Here is a 16,145-nt window from a genome sequence, read left to right on the forward strand (position 1 = left end):
GCCATCAATCGAAAAAAAATATTCCGTAGCCAACGCCCATAACCGGGCAGCGGACCTGTCGTCGTCCTCCCTCAAATCGTCAGGGCAGGCCGGCGGTTCCGTTCAGGGAGAAAGAGGCAAGAGCCATGGTTCGCATCAACGTCAACGGCGCGGAACGTCAGGTCGACGTTCCCGAGGACATGCCGCTCCTGTGGGTTCTGCGGGACGAGCTGAACATGACCGGCACCAAGTTCGGCTGCGGCATCGCCCAGTGCGGCGCCTGCACCGTCCATGTCGACGGCACGCCGACCCGTGCCTGCCAGACCCCGGTCGGCATGCTGACGCCGGACAGCAAGGTCACCACCATCGAAGGCGTGAAGGGCAAGGCCGCCCAGGCGGTCCAGGCGGCCTGGCAGAAGCTGGACGTCGTCCAGTGCGGCTATTGCCAGTCGGGCCAGATCATGAGCGCCGTCGCGCTTCTGACCGACAACCAGAACCCGACCGACCAGGACATCGACGCGGCGATGGACGGCAACGTCTGCCGTTGCGCCACCTATGTCCGCATCCGCGCGGCGATCAAGGATGCCGCCCAGACGATGAGGGCCTGATCCATGCTGCATCACTTGATCCGCCAAGCCGCCCAACATGGCTTCGGCGACGGGCTGTCGCCGGCAGCGCTGCCGGCACCCTCGCGCCGCGGCTTCCTGAAGGCCATCGGCGCCGGGGCCGGCGTGCTGGTCGTCGGCGCGCATCTGCCGATGCCGGCACTGGCGGCTGAGGCCGCTCCGAAGATCATCGGACCGGCCGACCCGCGTCCGCATGCCTTCATCATCGTGGCGCCGGACAACACGGTCACCGTGCTGGCCAAGCATCTCGACAAGGGCCAGGGCATCGTCACCGGCATCGCCACCATCGCGGCCGAGGAACTGGACGCCGACTGGTCCCAGGTGCGCGGTGCCTTCGCTCCGGCCGATGCCAAGCTGTACGCCAATCATTTCTTCGGCATCCAGGGCACCGGCGGCTCCACCGCCGTCGCCAACAGCTGGGACGAGCTGCGCATGGCCGGCGCCGCCGCCCGCGCCATGCTGGTCGCCGCGGCATCCGCCCGCTGGAAGGTTCCGGCCGGCGAGGTGACGGTGTCGAAGGGCGTGGTCCGCCATGCCGCCAGCAACCGCAGCGCCACCTTCGGCGAACTGGCGGAAGAGGCGTCCAAGCTGCCGGTGCCGCAGCAGGTCAAGCTGAAGGAGCAGAAGGACTATGTGCTGATCGGCAAGCCGGACCTGCACCGGCTGGACCACATCAGCAAGACCAACGGCACCGCCATCTTCTCGATGGACATCCGCCGCCCCGGTCAGGTGACGGCGGTGCTGGCCCGCAGCCCGCGCTTCGGCGGCACGGTGAAGAGCGTCGACGATGCCGCCGCCCGCAAGGTGCCGGGCGTCATCGACCTGATCAGCCTGCCGGTCGGCGTCGCGGTGATTGCCAAGAACACTTGGGCCGCCATGAAGGGCCGCGAGGCGCTGACGGTCGCCTGGGACGATGCCAAGGCCGAGACCCGCGGCACCGACGCCATGCTGGCCGACTACCGCAAGGCGGCGGAAAAGCCGGGCTCGGTCGCGGCGAACAAGGGCGATGCCGACAAGGCCATTGCTGACGCCAAGGCCAAGGGCGGCCATGCGGTGGACGGCGAATTCGTCTTCCCCTATCTCGCCCATGCGCCGATGGAGCCGCTGAACGCCGTGGTGGCGCTGAACCCGGAGGGTGGCTGCACCATCTGGGCCGGATCGCAGTTCCAGACGGTCGAGCAGATGACCGCCGCCCACATCCTTGGCTGCAAGCCGGAGCAGGTGAAGATCGAGACCCAGTGGGCCGGCGGCAGCTTCGGCCGGCGCGCCACCACCAACGCCGACTACATCGCCGAGGCGGTGATGATCGCCAAGGCCTATCCCAAGGCCCCGGTGCATCTGGTCTGGACGCGCGAGGACGACATCAAGGGCGGCCGCTACCGCCCGCTGTTCCTGCACAGGATCACCGCGGCGGTCGACGCCAAGGGTGCGCTCGTCGGCTGGAAGCAGCGCATCGTCGGCCAGAGCTTCATGGCCGGCACGCCGTTCGAGGCGGTGATGGTCAAGGACGGCGTCGACGCGACGATGGTCGAGGGCGCCTCGGATATGGCCTATCCGGTGGCGAACCTCGCGGTCGATGCCCACACCGTCGCCTCGCCGGTCACCACCCTGTGGTGGCGGTCGGTCGGGCACACCCACACGGCTTATGCCAAGGAGGTGATGATCGACCGCCTCGCCAAGGCGGCCGGTAAGGACCCCGTGGCCTTCCGCATGGAAATGCTGAAGGACCATCCGCGTCTGGCCGGCGTGCTGAAGCTGGCGGCCGAGAAGGCCGGCTGGGGCCAGCCTCTTGCGCAGGGCAAGGGCCGCGGCGTCGCCGTGCATGAAAGCTTCAACACCTATGTCGCCCATGTCGCCGACGTGACGGTCGACGCCAAGGGGCAGATCAAGGTGGACCGGATCGTCGTCGCCGTCGATTGCGGCGAGGTCGTCAATCCGGACATCGTCAAGGCGCAGATGGAGGGCGGTGCCGGCTGGGGTATCGGCCATGCGCTGCGCGGCGAGATCACCATGACCGACGGCGTGGTGGATCAGGCCAACTTCGACAGCTATCTGCCGCTGCGGATGTCCGACATGCCGGTGGTGGAGGTCCACATCGTGCCGTCGCACGAGCGGCCGACCGGCGCCGGCGAGCCGGGCGTCCCGACCGTGGCACCGGCGGTGGCGAACGCCGTCTTCTCGGTGACCGGACAGCCGTTGCAGACGCTGCCCTTCAGCCGGGGTGGCATCGTCAGCTGAGACGGGTGACGATCCCGGCCGTCCATGTGGCGGCCGGGAGGTTTCCATCAGCGCCGACGCTCGATCTCCAACCGCACTTCGCGGAACCAGCGCAGCTTGTCTTCGAAGGGCAGGCGGGCGAGGCCGCTCGGCGAGGGCACCACCACGTCGGCGACGCCGTCGAACAGGCTGCGCTCCTGCACCCCCCAGGGTGCGTCGGGCAGGCCGGTCGCCGCCAGATAGACGCCCTTGCCGGTGTAGGCCAGCACCCGCGGCCGGACGAAACCGACGATCCGCGCCAGCCGCGGCACGCCTCCGCGCAGTTCCGCCCGCGACAGGTCGGCGGCGCTGGCGGTGGCGCGGGCGACGAGGTTGGTGGAGCCGAGGCCGATGGCCGGCAGGGTGACGTCCTCCTCCGGCCGGTAGAGGCGCGGCGTCAGCCCGGCCTCATGCAGCAGGCGCCAGAACTGGTTGCCGCGCCCGGCATAGTGATGGCCGAGCGCGCCGGAGCGCAGGCCGGGATTGAAGCCGACGAACAGGCAGTCGAGCCCCGGCGCCACGATGTCCGGCAGCGGCCCGGCGGGAGGGGGCAATCCCTGCGGGGAAGGGGTCGGAACGTCGTCGAACAGATCCATGGCAATCGCATCCTCTCCGCAAGGGAGAGGAATATAGGACGCTGCCGCCCCGCTCAAAGCGAGGCGGCCACCGCGGGTGCGGGTGGGCTGCCGCGTTCGTCCTGTAACAGGGCCAGGACGCGGTCGGTCATGCGCAGGGCCAGCGCCACGATGGTCATGGTCGGGTGGTCGGCGCCCATGGTCGGGAAGACGGAACTGCCGGCGATGTAGAGGTTGCCGACGCCATGGACGCGCCCATCGGGGTCGACCACCCCGTGGCGCGGCGATTCATGCATGCGGGTGGTGCCCATATGGTGCCAGCACCAGCCGACATCGGCCATCGTCGCCTCGGCCTTGTTCTCCGCGTCCTCCACCGTGATCAGGCCGCGGCGCAGCAGGTCCTCGCGCAGCAGGCGCTGGGTTTCGGCGGCACCCCAGCGATCCTGGGCGGTCAGGCGCCAGTCCACCTTGGGCAGGTTGCGGCCGAACGGGTCGGTGGCGTGGTCCAGCGTCACCCGGCTTTCGGGGTTGGGCACCGGCTCCAGCACCGTTTCCAGGGTGAAGCGGCGGGGCAGCCAGCCCGGATCGATGGTGCTGTCGAACAGCGCATGGGCCAACTGCGGCATGCTGCGCAGGATGCGCGGGCCGGCGTTGCGCAGCAGGCTCGCCGCCTCGTCCTCCGACACGCCGAAGCGGCGGCAGCGGTGGCGCGACGGCAGGATGCGCAGGTCACGCATCGCCTTGAAGGCGTCCAGCGCTGCCGAATGGTAGGAGGCGACCAGATAGGTCCGGGAATTGGGCAGTGCGTGCCGTTCCTGGAGATCCTCGGTCGGCGACAGGGCCAGCGCGATCGACGGGTGCGGCCGCCGCAGCCGCCGCCGGGCGAGGCACAGGCTGACGTCGTAGAGCGTGCGGTGATGCCCCTGCCGGGTCAGGCGGATCGGCGAGGTCTTGAAGCGCGGGTGATCGGCGAAGTAGCGGCCGACCAGATCGTTGCCGTTGCCCAGGCCCGCCGCCTGCACCTTGTTGGACAGCAGCAGGATGCGCGCATTCTCGATGCCGCCGCAGCCCAGCACGAACAGCCGGGCACCGACGGTGAAGCCGGGGCCGTCCAGCGTGCGGACCTGCACCCGTTCCACCGCCGTTGCCGAATGGTTGGTGTCCAGTCCGGTGACGTTGGCGTTCAGGAAGGCGGTGATGTTGGCGGCTCGCCCGATCTCGGCGCGATAGGCCTCGCCCATGCGGATCGGCGGGCTGAGCTGGGCGACGCGGTTCTCGAAGGCGCTGGCGCTGCCGTCCTCGTTCTCCACCGGAATAAGCTCGGTCTTCGGCCCGCGGACCTGCTCCATCCAGTAGTCGTTGTCGTACTCGAAGGGGCCGAGGCCGAGCACGCTGTGCGAGCGCTCGTAATAGGGCATCATCGTGTCGCGCGGGATCGGCCAGCCGCTGCCGGGGATCCAGGGGCGCTCGGCGAAGTCCGTCCGCTCCAGCGGGCGGGAGAAGCCGCCCCAGCAGTTGGTGCTGCCGCCCAGATAGCGGCTGCGCGCGGTGGTCAGCCGCTCATAGGGCAGACCGACGTTGCGGCCGGCGTACAGCGCCTGGGAAATGCCGTCGACCTCCAGCCCGCCGCCTTCCAGCAGGACGACGCTCAAGCTGCCGCCCGCCAGTTCGCGCGCGATGGTCAGGCCGGCGGCACCGCCACCGATCACGCACAGATCGCAGTCGATGTGCGTGCCGTTCAGGACATGGCGGGCGTCACGAAGCAAGCGGGCCTCCGTACTGGGGACATAAGCATACCGGGGTCATAAGCCCCCTTTCTTGCCCCGGACGCGTGGCCTAGACCGAGCACTCATTCGGATATACCCCCGGCGCGTCCTCCTTGATCCGGACGCTGCAAAAGCGCGGCACCCCGGACGAACCGGACGGCCCTCGACCGGGAGGGAACGACCGCCGCGCCCAACGGTTGAGAAGGTGAAGAGGGGTGCTTCGGCCCGGCCGCAGGCTCGGCCGCCCGGCACCGGAAACCTTGCAATTCCCAATGCAATTCGAGGAGCCGCCGCCATGAAACGCCACCATCTTCTTGCGACCGCCACCATGCTTCTGTTCACGGCGCCTGCGCTGTCGCTGGCCCAGACGCCTGCGCCGGCCAAGACGGTGACCGAGAAGGGCCAGTTGTCGCAGCAGGACATGGCCTTCGCCGAAAAGGCGGCGATCAGCGACATGTTCGAAATCCAGGCGGGCAAGCTGGCGCAGGATCAGGCGAAGGAACAAGGTGTCAAGCAGTTCGGCAGCCACATGGTCGCCGACCATACCAAGACCTCCGACGCCATGAAGACCATGGCCCGGGAAAAGTCGATGACCCTGCCGACCAAGCTCGATTCCGAACACCAGCAGAAGCTGGACAAGCTGCGCGGCCTGAAGGGCGACCAGTTCGACTCCGCCTATCTCCAGGGCCAGATGGACGCCCACCAGACCGCCGTCACCCTGTTCCGCCAGCAGGCGGAAAACGGCAAGGACGCCGACCTGCGGCGCTTCGCCGAACAGAGCCTGCCGACGCTGGAGCAGCATCTGCGCCAGGTCCGCGACCTGCGCCCGGCCCTTGCCTCTGCCGGCGATGCTACCCAGCAGAGCACAAGCTTCGAAAAGATGATGGGCAAGGATGTCTATGGCGAGAACGGCAAGAAGCTGGGCGACGTCGCCGACATCATCCTCGACGCCCAGACCGGCAAGGCCACCCAGGTGATCCTGAACCGCGGCGGCATCCTGGGGATCGGCGCCAAGCATGTGGCGCTGGACTACAATTTGCTGCGCTCCGACGGCGACCGCGTCGTCGCTGCCCAAGTGACCGAGGATCAGGTCAAGCAGATGGCGGAATTCAAGTACGACGACACCACCGTCTCGCTGGGCAAGCGCCACGGCGACCGCGCCAGCGGCAGCAGCGCCGACCACAGTGCAACCGGTCACAACACGGGTGCGGCCGGCGGCGACGCGGCCCACGGCACGGCCAACAGCCTGGACAGCACCCAGCCGCGCAACCCGCAGCCGAACCAGCAGTGATCCGGTAGCGATTTCCTGAAACCCAGCCGTCCAGCCGCCGGGATTCCACCTCCCGGCGGCCGTGATGGCCAACCGACGGAGAACACGCGATGGCGAACGCCAGCAAGAAGCACATGAGCCCCAGCGGGCAGGGCAAGGGCACCGGCACCGGGGCCACCACCGACCTGCCGGCCGGTTCCATCGGCGACAATGCGGTGCTGTCGAACCGCGACAAGTCCCGTCATTCCGACGCCCGCGGCCTGGACAGCAAGGCCGTGCAGACCGAACAGATGCAGGACCACGCCGCCAACCACAATCCGGACGACGAGCGCCCGGCGGGGGAACGTCCCGCCGACTGACCCTCGGCAACGGTCGATCGGGTTCCCGAACGGGACCGGCACAATCCGGTCCCGTTTTGCGTTCCGGCGCCGCCTCAGAACTGCTTCAGCAGCCGGTCGATGTAGTTGCGTTCCTCCTGCGGGCGGCCGTACTGGCCGGAGCGGCGGCGCAGTTCGTCCAGGATTTCACGGGCGCGCTGGAGTTCCGACTGCTCGGGGATCTTCACGTCGTTGGAATCCTGCATGCCGTAGCCGGACGGGCGGCGGCCAAGCGGGTCGCGGCCCCGGCCCTGGCGGGGCATCTGGCCCTGCTGGCCCATCATCGCCGGCCCGCCCTGGCCCATCATCTGCTGGGCCATCTGTTCGGCCATCCCCTGCATGCCCTGCTGAAGCTGTTCCATCGCCTCGGTCTGCGACGGAACCGCAGCACCGGGGGCACCCTGCTGCAAGGCCTGGGCGGCGTCACGCATGGCGCGTTCGGCGCGGCCCAGCGGTTGCGGAATCTCGCCGCCCTGCTGTTCACCCATGCGCCGCATCAGCTCGCCCAGCTGGCGCCGCAGCGCCTCCTGCTGCTCGGCCTGCTTCTGCATGGTCGGGCTTCCCGAGTTCTGCTGCTGGCCCTGCTGGTTCCGGCGCTGGTTGGGCTGGCGGCCGCGGGGCTGGTCGCCCTGCTGCCCCTGCTGGTCCATCGACTCCTGCGACTGGCGGAAGCTCTGGTCGAGGAGTTGCTGCTGCTGCTGCGCCAGCTTCTGCAACTGCTGCATCATCTCCCAGGTCTGGTTCTGCTGCTGCTGGCCGTTCTGCTGGTTCATCTGGGCCATGGCGCCGGAGCGCATGTTCTCCAGCATCTGCTGAAGCTGGGACAGCATCTGCCGGGCGGCGTCGCGCGACCCCGTCTGCGCCATCTCGCGCATGCGGTCGAGCATCTGCTGGAGGTCGTTGCGGTCGGTCATCTTGTCCGCCATCTCCGGCGGGACCATCGGGATCTGCTCGCCGCGCTGCATGGCTTCCAGCATCCGCTGTTCCATGGCGTCCATGAACTTGTCGAGCGCCGCCTGCAACTCGTCCATCAGGCGGTTCAGCTCCTCGTCGGAGGCGTTCTTGTCGAGCGCCTCGGATAGCCGCTTTTCGGCGTCGCGCAGGTCCTTCTCGGCCAGCGACAGGCCGCCGTCCTCGATGCGCAGCGCGGTTTCCCACAGAAGCTGCTGGAGGGCGGGGACGGCCTCTGCGCTCTGGTCCAGCATCAGCCGGGCCAGGGCGGTGCGCAGGGACAGGAAGGCGACGATGTCGTTGCCGTAGCTGTCGGGCCGGGCGGAGATCTCCGCCAGCGCGCGGGCGACCTGGACGCGGGATTCCTGCGGACTGCGGGTCAGGATCTTGCGCTGGTTGACGATGGCGCGGGCGACGGGGTGGTTGAAGGTGCGTTCCGGCAGGATGATCGCCGCATCCTCCGAGCGGCCGGTCTGGCCGGCGCCGTCGGCCGCGGTCAGCCGCACCGTCACCGGCATGCCGGCCCAGGGATGGGCGGTCAGGTCCTGGAAGGCGGTGCCGCGCGCGTCCTTCGGGCGGACGCCGGGGAGCGACAGCGGGAATTCGAGCACCTGTTCGGTGCCGGCCTTTTCCGGCTTGGGCGCTGTATCGGGTTTCGCCGCGCCGGGGGCAGGGGCGGGCGGCGTCTCCGGGGCAAGGCGGATTTGCGCCTTCACCTCGGTCAGGCCGTAATCGTCGCGGGCGGCATAGTCCAGCTTCAACGCGCCGCGTTCGCCGGCGGCGGGCGGGCTGGCGTGGGCGATGATCGGTGCGCGGTCGGGCACCACCTGGATCGGCCAGGAGCCCAGCGTGCGCCCACCCTGGGTGACGGCGATGCGGGTGCCGCCGGTCACCGGCTTCTGCACCTGGAAATTGCTGGAGTCCACCGCCTCGAACGGGCCGGTCTGGTCGCCGGCCTCCAGGCTGGGAGTGCCGCTGCCGCCGGTGACGCGGGCCAGCACCAGACTGCCCTGCGGGATGTGGACTGGCTGGTCCGCGGCAGGGGTGCCGGCTGCGGTCTGCTGGGCTCCGGGCTGGACGGCGGGCTTCGCGGCGGAGCCGGATTTCAGGAAGACCGGCGGCAGGCCGGTGTAGTCGGGCGGGTTGATCCAGAGATCCAGCGTCGCCGCCGCGGTGGCGGTGCCGCCGGAGAACTGCGGGGTCAGTGCGGCGGCGATCCGCGGGCGCCAGTCGCCCCAGGCGGCGGCTCCGGCGACCACCAGCGTCAGGATCACCAGGGCGCGCAGGGCATAGCGGTCGTGCGATGGCACCTCGGTTCCCGGCCACGCCACGCGCAGGCCGCGCATGGCGGCGCGCGTGCGTTCCTGATGCAGGCGCCACAGCGCCTGTGCGGTCGGGTCGTTGCCGGCAGGGCGGTCGCGCAGGGTGTGCAGCGGACGGTGGGAAAGGCCGCTGTCGCGCTCCAGCCGGCGGCGGGCCTCATCCTCGACCGGGGCGCGGAAACGCCGGACACCGATGATGAGCGACCACAGGAAGGCGGCGGCCAGCACCAGCAGGGCCAACCCATGCAGCCAGCCCGGCAGCAGGATCGGCAGGTTGAGCAGGGCGAGCGCCAGGAAGCCGCCCAGCACCGACAGCGGCGCCCACAAGGCCGGCCCCAGCCGTTCCCACAGCAGCGCCGCGCGCGCCTGGGCAAGGCGGAACCGGGGTTCCGTCACGCCGTCCGCCGGGTCTGCGTTCCGCCCTCGCTCAACCCCGGGCTCGCCGCGCCGCTCGTTCTGCTTCATGCTGCCCCCTTCGCGCCGTAAGGCAGCCGGTCCGGCGTCTCGACCGCCGCGGACCGGTGATGCTTCTCGCGAACCAATCATATAGGCGCCGCCGGCGGTTTTTGCCCGCCGGTTCGCTCACCTCAAATCGATGGTACAGCCCATCATCACGGGATGGCGAAACTATGACGCGCGGCGGTCGGCCGAAATTTCGGGGGGCCGAAAGCTCAGTCGCCGTCGCCGGCCGGCAGCGGCTTGGTCACGGTGGTGCGGCGCCGGGTTTCGCGGTGCAGGATGTAGAGGCCGCTCGCCATCACCACGGCGGCCCCGGCGGCCATGGTCGCGGTCGGCACCTCGCCCCACATGAACCAGCCGAAGATGACCGCCAGCAGCAGCGAGGTGTAGTTCAGCGGCGCCACCACGGCTGCCGGCGCCAGCGAATAGGCGCGGGTCAGCATCAGCTGGCCGCAGCCGCCGAACAGGCCGGTCACCAGCAGCAGAAACCAGTCCATCGGGTCCGGCGTGACCCAGGAGAAGGGCAGCGACAGCCCGAGCAGGACGGTGGTCAGCAGGGTGAAGTAGAAGACGATGGTGTCCGGCCGTTCCGTCCGGCTCAACTGGCGGATGGCGATCATCGCCAGCGCGTTGGTCAGCGCGCCGCACAGCGCGATGATGGCGCCCAGGTTCAGCACGTCGCCGCTCGGCCGCACGATGATCAGCACGCCGGCGAAGCCGACCAGAACGGCGCTCCAGCGATGGATGCCGACCTTCTCGCTCAGCAGCGGCACCGACAGGGCGGTGAGGAACAGGGGGGCTGCGAAGTTCAGCGCGATGGCGTCGCCCAGCGGCAGCAGGTGGAAGGACCAGAACATGGCGACCATGGTGGTCAGCCCGATCAGCGACCGCCCCATATGGCCCCAGGGATAGCGGGTGCGCAGCGTGGTGGCGAATCCGGTGCCGAGATGGATCGACAGGCAGACCGGGATCAGTGCGAACAGGCTGCGGAAGAACATCACTTCGGTCACCGGGAAGCGGTCCATTAGGAGCTTCGCCAGGACATTCATCAGCGAGAAGAACAGCACCGACATCAGCATCGAGGCGATGCCGCGGGGCGTGTCGTCGACGCGCTTGTGCGTGAGGGGGGTGGATTGAGGCGGGACTGTCACGGTGCGCCGAGCCTACCAAGCGTTGCCGCCCGCGTCACGGTGTCGCGACGCGGGCGGTCATGCCGGTGGGGAATGGCGGTGTTGCGTAAACCCGCTTCAGTTGTCCGTCAGGACTGGGCCTTGAACAGGCCGGAGACTTCCGCCTCGGCGCGCAGCCAGTGCTCCTGCTCGCGGCCTTCGGGACGGCCGTCCTCTTCCCAGATCTGATAGGCGCGCTCCTGGATCATGCGGTTGCGGTGGCCGCTCAGCAGCCCCTCGGCGATGTTCATGTTCAGGCGGGCGAGCGAGACCAGCTTGGCAGTCTCGATGGTGCCCTGGGTCGCCAGCATGGTGGTGGACACGACATACTGCGCCAGATTGCGCAGGTTGGCCTTCACCTCCGGCTCCACCGGGCAGTCGCTGTTCAGCAGGACCGTCTTGATGGCGATCCACAGCTTCAGGTTCTGGTCCAGCGTGACGGTCACCTTGTCCGGCGAGTCCGACTCCAGAAGGGCGCCGGCCGCCTGCAGCAGGGCGATGCTGTCCTGTTCCACCGACGCGAAGTTGGTGCGCAGGATGGTGTCGGCCCAGCTTTCCACCGGAGCTTCGAACACCGGCGCGGCGACGGCAGCAGCGGCAGGAGCGGTTGCGGGAGCGGCGGTGGAGGCGGTCTTGCGCTTGGTGGCCATGGTGGGTTCCCCAGGGAGCGTTCGGTCCGCGTCCACTTGAGCCAACCATGTTTAAAATGCGGTTAAGACGCTACCGTTGCGCGCGTTTTCATCGCACCGGGCACCGTGGCACGATGTCCCGGCCTTGGGCCGGGCGGTCACGGGCCGCCGAAAGGCAGGCGATAGTAAAAGCCGAAGACGTTGTTGGTGCCGGCCGCCGGATCGCCCGCCGCGGCGTCGTTGACGATGCGGCTGTAGCCCAGGCTGAAGCGCGACTTGTTGTCGAACTCATAGCCCAATTCCAGCTGCGAGCGGAATTCGGTGGTGGGGGCGCCTTCGCGCCGGGCGGTGGGCAGCGTGCCGGCGCCGACGCTGGGGGTGAAGACGAAGGAGCCGAGCGGCACATCGACCAGCACGCCGCCGCTCATGCCCCCGGAAAGGCCGCCGGAAAGACTGTTCACGGCGCCGCGCGGGGTCACGCTGCTGCCGGTACCCGGTCCGATCCAGGGCTGGATGTTGACATAGGGTTCGATCTGCGGGACCAGCGAGGATCCGATCCGCACCTTGCTGTTCAGGACGGTGAGGTTGCTTTCCGGCGGTGGCTGCAGGCTGTAGGCGAGGCCGCCCAGCGCCCAGTTGCCGAACCGGCCGTCGGCGTCGATCGACTCCGCCCGCGCAACTTCACCCCCCGTCAGGGCGAACCCGAGCAGACTGGCGGCCAGGACGGCCGGCAGGCGGTTCCTCTGGTGGCTGCTGCGCAGGCGTTTCACGGGCACCCCCTCCCCATGGCCTTCTTTATGGCAAATCGGGTCGGACCATGAGGTCCGGCCACTATAACGAAGGGGCGTGGCAACTGACCCATGGTGTATCGGCACTACCCCTAGGATGTCGTCATCGCCATCTGCGTTTCAACCATGAAAGCAGGAGCGGGGCAGGTTCATGGTCTGTTACTCTGTCGTCATGACCGCGCATCCCGCCGAACCGCCTGCCGGCCGGTGTTCCGCCGCCGGGCAGCAAGAGGAGGTGATCGCCTTTCTCGGCGATCCGCTCACCCATGGCGGGCTGGCGGTCGAGCGAATCGACACCCATGCGGCATCGGTGTTCCTGGCGGGGGACCGGGCGCTGAAGCTGAAGCGCGCGGTGCGCTATCCCTATCTCGATTACTCGACGGTCGGGAAGCGCCACGACGCCTGCGTCGAGGAACTGGCGATCAACCGCCGCACCGCGCCGACGCTCTACCGCGGCGTGGTTGCCATCCGCCGCGGGGACGATGGCCGGCTTCGGCTGGACGAGAGCGGGGGTGCAGGCGGAGCCATCGACTGGCTGGTGTCGATGGCGCGCTTCCCGGACGAGGCGCTGTTCGACCGCATGGCGGAACGGCAGGCGCTGATGCCCGCCCTGATGCGCCGTCTGGCCGAGCGGATCGCCGCCTTCCACCGGGAGGCCACTCCCCGGCCGGATGGCGGCGGGGTGGAGGCGATGCGGGAGGTGGCCGACGGCAATATCGCCGATCTGCGGGCCGATCCGGACCTGTTCCCCGCAACGATGGTGGACCTGCTGGCGGAGCGCACCGGCGATGCGCTCGACCGGCTGGCGCCGGTGCTGGAGGAGCGGCGGCGGGCGGGGTTCGTCCGCCATGGGCATGGCGACCTGCATCTGCGCAACATCGTCCTGCTGGACGGCGAGCCGACCCTGTTCGACGCCATCGAGTTCGACGAGTCGCTGGCGGTCGCCGACGTCTTCTACGATCTCGCCTTCCTGCTGATGGACCTGGATCATCGCGGACTGCGGCCTCTGGGCAATGCCGTGCTGAACCGCTATCTGGAAGAGACGGGCGATTACGCCGGGCTGGCGGCGCTGCCGCCGTTCCTTTCGCTGCGGGCCGCGGTGCGGGCCAAGGTGTCGGCCGCGACGCTGCGGCTGGAGGGGACGGCGGACGAGGCTTTGGCCGGGGAGGCTCGGCGCTATCTGGAGCAGGCGCTTGCCGTGCTCGACCCGGTGCCGGCGCGGCTGGTCGCGGTCGGCGGGCTGTCCGGCAGCGGCAAGACACGGCTGGCCCAGGCGATCGCGCCGGAGTTGGGACCGCCGCCCGGTGCGGTGGTCCTGCGCAGCGATGTGCTGCGCAAGCGGCTGTGCGGGGTGGCCGACAGCGACCGGCTGCCGGCCGAGGGTTATGGCCCGGCGATGACGGAACGGGTCTATGGCGAGCTTTATCGGCGTGCCGCGGCGGTGCTGGCCGCCGGTCAGGCCGTGGTGGTCGATGCGGTCAGCGCCCGGCCCGATGAGCGCAACCGGATCGCGGAGGTCGCCGCCGCGGCTGGGGTCCGCTTCGACGGCATCTGGCTGGAGGCACCGCTGACGGAGCGGGTGGAGCGTGTGACCAATCGTCGCAACGATGCCTCCGATGCCACCGCCGAGGTGGTGGAACGGCAGGAATCCTACGATCTGGGGAGCATCGGCTGGGCGCGCCTGGATTCTGGCAGGGTTGCGTCGGATGTGCTGGACGACGCCCGTGCAAGCTTGGCCTAATTCGAGGTGAGACAACGCGTTAAGGGCCATATCTTTAAAGGTTGGCGGCCTCCGCCCCGGGCCGCGGACCGCAGCGATGACGGGGCAAATGACGGCAAGGGTGAGAATCGCCCGCCACACCGGCGGGTGGGCCGCCGCCGTCCGGGAAGGGCCGCTCGACCGGTCCGGGAGGAGTCCATGACCTACAAGACCATCCTTGTGCCGCTGTGCGGCAGTGACAACGATCCGGTCGCCCTGAAGGGCGCGGTGGCGGTGGCGCGGGACTTCGACGCCCACCTCGTCGGCCTGTTCGTCCGCCTCGACCCGCGCGATGCCGTGCCGATGCTGGGCGAAGGCATGTCCGGCGCCATGGTGGACGAGATCATGCGCGCGGCGGAGACGGAGTCGAACAACCATCGCGCCGCCGCCCGCCGCCATTTTGACAGCGCGGTCGCCGAGGCCGGGTTCGAGATCCGCGACGTCCCCGGCGGGGTTGAGGCGCCGTCCGCCTCCTGGCGCGAGGTGGTCGGCCGGATCGAGGACGTCGTGCCGGCGGAAGGCCGCCTGTCCGACCTGATCGTCTGCGCCCACACCTCCATCGAGGCCGACACGCAGGGCTACACCACCATGGAAACGGCGCTGCTGGGTTCCGCCCGGCCGGTGCTGCTGGTGCCGAAGACCCTGCCGGCGGAGATCGGCCACACCGTCGCCGTCGCCTGGAACGGCAAGACGGAGGCGACGCGCGCCGTCGCCGCGGCTCTGCCCTTCCTGCGCAGCGCCGACCGCACCCATGTGCTGACCGCCGAAACTTCGGTTACGGAGGGCGCGACAGGACGTCGCATTGCCCAATATCTCGCTTGGCAGGGTGTTAACCCTGAGTTAACTGTATTGCATCCGGGATCGGAACCCGTTGGGGAGACGGTCACCAAGAAAGCCGTTGAGCTGGGCGCCGACCTGCTTGTCATGGGCGGCTATGGCCACAGCCGGATGCGGGAAATGATCCTGGGCGGTGTCACGCGCTACGTACTGAACCACGCCGGGCTGCCGGTTCTGATGGCTCACTGATTTCTGCCGGTCTTCGGCCGCGCGGTTTCCCCGCCGCCTTCAGTTGGCGGGGGCCCGTGCGGCTCCGGCATTTGCAGAGATGCCGTTTAAAGCAGGACCGTCCTACGACCCTGCCAGCAGGGCAGTCCGGCCGTTCCCGGGAGGAACGCGCCATGTTGACGATCAAGGACTGCATCGCGCTGAGCGATCTCACCGAAGCCGAGATCGACGCGATTGCCGAACACGAACATGTTCCGGAAATGGTCGCCGTGGAGATGGGGCATTGCCTTGCCCACTGCCCCGGCGGGGCCGACCGCATCGCCCACATCATCGCCGACGACATCGCGGAGGCCTGTGCCCATGGGCAGGTCACCCATGCGGTGGATCTGATGTACACCCTGCGCGAATTCGTGGAAACGCACCCGCGCGGGTAAAGGTGTAAGGCCATGCCGAAAGGGACGCGGCTGGGAACAGCCCGGCCGCGACGGGGTTCTACTGGCAACCGTTCACCATGTTCGCAGAACGATTGCCCCCAATTGCCAAGGACCCCGACGATGGCCAGCAAGACCACCGGTACCCAGGCCGACATCTTCGCCCGCATCAAGACCGACCACGACACCATCCGCAGCCTTCTGGACAAGACCGAGAAGGCCAACGGCAGCGGCCGCGCCGTGTTCGAGGAACTGCAGCGCGAGCTGTGGGCCCATTCGAAGGTGGAGGAGGGCGTCTTCTACGCCTCTTTGAAGAAGGTGAAGGAAGCGAAGTCGGAAACCGTCGAGGGGCTGAACGAGCATCACCTCATCAACGGCCTGCTGGACGAGCTGAACGCGATGAAGACCACCGACAGCGGCTGGAAGGAAAAGCTCCAGGTGCTGGGCGAACTGGTCCGCCACCACCTGGACGAGGAGGAGGAGGAGCTGTTCGAGGAGGCCAAGGAGGCTCTCGACGACGACCGCGCCGCCGAGCTGGGCAGCGCTTATGCCGAGCGCAAGACGCACATCATGGCCGGTCTGGCGCCGCTGTAAGCCGGTTGGCTCCGCCCTTTCCCCTCCGGGGAGAGGGCGGAGTCCGTTCGGTTGCCCCCGGCCGGCAAAGGGGCCATATCAGGGGCCTCTTTGAATTGGCCGGCGGTGTCGATGTCCAAGCGTGTCAGCTTCATGCGAATGCTCCCGCGGCGGGGTGGCTGGTTCGGCCGCGCCACGGCCGCGGCGGTC

Annotated in this window: 14 protein-coding genes; 8 read left to right on the forward strand and 6 right to left on the reverse strand. The window is 68.9% G+C overall.

What is annotated here, in order from left to right:
• Positions 1-125 precede the first annotated feature (125 nt).
• Together ABNQ38_RS12730 and ABNQ38_RS12735 are read left to right on the forward strand one after the other, a co-directional pair.
• The gene (locus tag ABNQ38_RS12730; protein WP_377807737.1) at positions 126-587 is read left to right on the forward strand and encodes a (2Fe-2S)-binding protein; all 462 of its coding nucleotides are present in this window, start codon (positions 126-128) and stop codon (positions 585-587) included.
• 3 nt (positions 588-590) lie between these two features.
• Positions 591-2,843 (forward strand): molybdopterin cofactor-binding domain-containing protein, encoded by a 2,253-nt coding sequence (locus ABNQ38_RS12735; RefSeq protein ID WP_377807738.1) that lies wholly within the window; start codon positions 591-593, stop codon positions 2,841-2,843.
• Between the two features lie 47 nt (positions 2,844-2,890).
• Here ABNQ38_RS12735 and ABNQ38_RS12740 read toward each other — a convergent pair whose 3' ends face one another.
• Together ABNQ38_RS12740 and ABNQ38_RS12745 are read right to left on the reverse strand one after the other, a co-directional pair.
• Positions 2,891-3,457, reverse strand: a complete 567-nt coding sequence (locus ABNQ38_RS12740) for a mismatch-specific DNA-glycosylase (RefSeq protein WP_377807739.1) — start codon at positions 3,455-3,457, stop codon at positions 2,891-2,893.
• A gap of 53 nt (positions 3,458-3,510) precedes the next feature.
• A complete protein-coding gene (locus ABNQ38_RS12745) occupies positions 3,511-5,202 on the reverse strand; it encodes an FAD-dependent oxidoreductase (protein WP_377807740.1) in 1,692 nt (563 codons plus the stop codon).
• Positions 5,203-5,497: 295 nt separating this feature from the next.
• Here ABNQ38_RS12745 and ABNQ38_RS12750 point away from each other — a divergent pair, with 295 nt between their 5' ends.
• Positions 5,498-6,493, forward strand: coding sequence for a DUF4142 domain-containing protein (locus tag ABNQ38_RS12750; protein WP_377807741.1), 996 nt, complete (start codon positions 5,498-5,500; stop codon positions 6,491-6,493).
• An 89-nt stretch (positions 6,494-6,582) separates the two neighbouring features.
• Positions 6,583-6,831, forward strand: a complete 249-nt coding sequence (locus tag ABNQ38_RS12755) for a hypothetical protein (protein ID WP_377807742.1) — start codon at positions 6,583-6,585, stop codon at positions 6,829-6,831.
• 74 nt (positions 6,832-6,905) lie between these two features.
• On the opposite strand, the gene ABNQ38_RS12760 is transcribed toward ABNQ38_RS12755, so the two are convergent.
• The 4 genes from ABNQ38_RS12760 to ABNQ38_RS12775 all read right to left on the reverse strand — a co-directional run bounded on the left by ABNQ38_RS12760 (position 6,906) and on the right by ABNQ38_RS12775 (position 12,149).
• Complete coding sequence (locus tag ABNQ38_RS12760) at positions 6,906-9,518, reverse strand: TIGR02302 family protein (protein WP_377807743.1); 2,613 nt, start codon at positions 9,516-9,518, stop codon at positions 6,906-6,908.
• Positions 9,519-9,793: 275 nt separating this feature from the next.
• On the reverse strand, positions 9,794-10,732 hold the full coding sequence (locus ABNQ38_RS12765; RefSeq protein ID WP_377807744.1) for a DMT family transporter: 939 nt from the start codon (positions 10,730-10,732) through the stop codon (positions 9,794-9,796).
• 107 nt (positions 10,733-10,839) lie between these two features.
• Complete coding sequence (locus ABNQ38_RS12770) at positions 10,840-11,400, reverse strand: DUF2934 domain-containing protein (RefSeq protein ID WP_377807745.1); 561 nt, start codon at positions 11,398-11,400, stop codon at positions 10,840-10,842.
• A gap of 137 nt (positions 11,401-11,537) precedes the next feature.
• Complete coding sequence (locus tag ABNQ38_RS12775; protein ID WP_377807746.1) at positions 11,538-12,149, reverse strand: hypothetical protein; 612 nt, start codon at positions 12,147-12,149, stop codon at positions 11,538-11,540.
• A gap of 169 nt (positions 12,150-12,318) precedes the next feature.
• Here ABNQ38_RS12775 and ABNQ38_RS12780 point away from each other — a divergent pair, with 169 nt between their 5' ends.
• The 4 genes from ABNQ38_RS12780 to ABNQ38_RS12795 all read left to right on the forward strand — a co-directional run bounded on the left by ABNQ38_RS12780 (position 12,319) and on the right by ABNQ38_RS12795 (position 15,956).
• The gene (locus ABNQ38_RS12780; protein ID WP_377807747.1) at positions 12,319-13,908 is read left to right on the forward strand and encodes an AAA family ATPase; all 1,590 of its coding nucleotides are present in this window, start codon (positions 12,319-12,321) and stop codon (positions 13,906-13,908) included.
• A gap of 177 nt (positions 13,909-14,085) precedes the next feature.
• The gene (locus tag ABNQ38_RS12785; RefSeq protein ID WP_377807749.1) at positions 14,086-14,952 is read left to right on the forward strand and encodes a universal stress protein; all 867 of its coding nucleotides are present in this window, start codon (positions 14,086-14,088) and stop codon (positions 14,950-14,952) included.
• Positions 14,953-15,104: 152 nt separating this feature from the next.
• Entirely contained in the window at positions 15,105-15,365 is a 261-nt protein-coding gene (locus ABNQ38_RS12790; protein ID WP_377807750.1) for a hypothetical protein, read from the forward strand.
• Between the two features lie 120 nt (positions 15,366-15,485).
• Positions 15,486-15,956: a hemerythrin domain-containing protein gene (locus ABNQ38_RS12795; protein WP_174471142.1), complete on the forward strand. Its 471-nt coding sequence runs from the start codon at positions 15,486-15,488 to the stop codon at positions 15,954-15,956.
• Positions 15,957-16,145 lie beyond the last annotated feature (189 nt).

Origin of the sequence: Azospirillum sp. A29 (assembly GCF_042604625.1) — a bacterium.
Taxonomy (GTDB): Bacteria; Pseudomonadota; Alphaproteobacteria; order Azospirillales; family Azospirillaceae; genus Azospirillum; species Azospirillum palustre.

Bases quoted from the DNA above. Each gene is read 5' to 3' on its own strand.
- ABNQ38_RS12730 (WP_377807737.1), top strand. From the start codon at position 126: ATGGTTCGCATCAACGTCAACGGCGCGGAACGTCAGGTCGACGTTCCC.
- ABNQ38_RS12735 (WP_377807738.1), top strand. From the start codon at position 591: ATGCTGCATCACTTGATCCGCCAAGCCGCCCAACATGGCTTCGGCGAC.
- ABNQ38_RS12740 (WP_377807739.1), bottom strand. From the start codon at position 3,457: ATGGATCTGTTCGACGACGTTCCGACCCCTTCCCCGCAGGGATTGCCC.
- ABNQ38_RS12750 (WP_377807741.1), top strand. From the start codon at position 5,498: ATGAAACGCCACCATCTTCTTGCGACCGCCACCATGCTTCTGTTCACG.
- ABNQ38_RS12755 (WP_377807742.1), top strand. From the start codon at position 6,583: ATGGCGAACGCCAGCAAGAAGCACATGAGCCCCAGCGGGCAGGGCAAG.
- ABNQ38_RS12770 (WP_377807745.1), bottom strand. From the start codon at position 11,400: ATGGCCACCAAGCGCAAGACCGCCTCCACCGCCGCTCCCGCAACCGCT.
- ABNQ38_RS12780 (WP_377807747.1), top strand. From the start codon at position 12,319: ATGGTCTGTTACTCTGTCGTCATGACCGCGCATCCCGCCGAACCGCCT.
- ABNQ38_RS12785 (WP_377807749.1), top strand. From the start codon at position 14,086: ATGACCTACAAGACCATCCTTGTGCCGCTGTGCGGCAGTGACAACGAT.
- ABNQ38_RS12790 (WP_377807750.1), top strand. From the start codon at position 15,105: ATGTTGACGATCAAGGACTGCATCGCGCTGAGCGATCTCACCGAAGCC.
- ABNQ38_RS12795 (WP_174471142.1), top strand. From the start codon at position 15,486: ATGGCCAGCAAGACCACCGGTACCCAGGCCGACATCTTCGCCCGCATC.